The sequence below is a fragment of the Arenimonas sp. genome (assembly GCF_019459675.1).
GTDB lineage: Bacteria > Pseudomonadota > Gammaproteobacteria > Xanthomonadales > Xanthomonadaceae > Arenimonas.
In genome coordinates this window covers 1-1434 of sequence record NZ_JAIBFH010000454.1, presented here as the reverse complement: position 1 = coordinate 1434, position 1434 = coordinate 1, and the positions used below count along the sequence as shown (strand labels likewise).

The 1434-nt window shown below is 69.1% G+C and carries 1 protein-coding gene and 1 pseudogene; one reads left to right on the top strand and one right to left on the bottom strand.

The window, feature by feature from the left end; genetic code table 11:
- A partial coding sequence (locus K0M70_RS15020) for an OmpA family protein (RefSeq protein WP_290783316.1) occupies window positions 1-1248 on the top strand: 1248 nt, incomplete at its 5' end.
- Here K0M70_RS15020 and K0M70_RS15015 read toward each other — a convergent pair.
- Window positions 1245-1434, bottom strand: a pseudogene (locus tag K0M70_RS15015) (protein-(glutamine-N5) methyltransferase, release factor-specific); the annotation flags it as partial. The gene K0M70_RS15020 and the pseudogene K0M70_RS15015 overlap by 4 nt on opposite strands.

Genomic DNA, 1434 nt, shown 5'->3' with positions numbered 1-1434 from the left:
GCCACCGCCGACGACGACACCTGGCCGCAGGCCACCGCCGTCACCCGGGACGGAGCCGAGGCCGACCTGGTCGTGCAGTTGGGCGACATCGACAATCTCGGCTTCGGCTGGCCCGCGGGCTTCACGCCCTTCAGCGGCAGGTCCACGCCAGCGCACCCCTTCCCTTTCCAGCCCGGCACCGATGATCCCCCGGGCACCGATCGGATCATGGTGGTCAGCGGCTACGGCGCGGGCGCCGGCTCCCGCGACGGCTATACCTATGAAACCTCGCGTCCGGACAACCTGCCGCAGTCCCTGTTGCTGGAATTTGACCTGCAGGGCCTGGCCGTGACCTCGGCGGCGCTGCAGCTTTTCGTTGACGATTTCCAGTCACCCAGCATGGGCAGCCGTTTTCGCGTCTGGCTGGACGGCCGCGAAACCACCGACCTGCCGGTGGTGCTCAATTCGCTCGACCAAACCGGCCCGATCGGAAAGCTGCTGACCCTCCAACTGCTGCCTGAATACCTGGACCTGCTGGCCGAAGGCAAACTCGAGATCCGCATCGACGACCCCGACCATGACGCCGGCGACGGCTTCGCGGTCGATTTCGCCCGGCTGCTCGTCAACCCCAAGGGCTATCGCTATTCGGGCACGGTGCGCGGCACCGCGGTTACCGCCGGTTCGGGCAAGCCGCTCGCCGGCGTGCTGGTGTCGGCGGCCAACGTGCGCCAGGCCCTCACGGACGAGCAGGGCCGGTTCGAGCTGCTGCAGGTGCCCGCCGGCATGGTGGTCACCAGCGGCAGCAAGCCCGACCACGCCGGCGACAGCGAAGCCAGCGACCTGGAAGACGGGCAAACCGTGGATGTGGTGCTGGAGTTGGCTCCGCTTGGCAAGGACAGCGAGTCGCTGGCCGGGCAACTGGCGCGGGACGGCGCCGTGGACCTGCACGGCATTTACTTCGACTCCGCCAAAGCCACGCTCAAGCCCGAGTCAGACGCCACCCTGCAGCAGGTGCTGGGCGTGCTGACCGCCGACAAATCGCTCCGGCTGGTGATCACCGGCCATACCGACAGCGAGGGTGACACGGCCTACAACCTTGGCCTGTCCCAGCGGCGCGCGGCCGCGGTGATGCAGTGGCTTGCCGGCCAGGGCGTGGATGCCGGAAGGCTGTCTTCGCAAGGGTTGGGCGAATCGCGCCCCGTGGCCGACAACGACACCGACGCCGGTCGCGCGCTCAATCGCCGCGTTCAACTGAGCGTCGCCGACTAGTTCAGGGGCTGGCGACCCAGCGTCACCCGGTCGCGCTGTTCCAGGTCGCGTTCGGTCACCACCGACTCCAGGCCCGCCGCCGCCCGCAGTGTGCGCACGGCCGGGCCCTGGTCGTGGGCGAGCGCCACCCGGGGCCAGACCCCCGGATGGATCTTAGCGGTCGCCTGGCGGGCAAAAGACCGGATG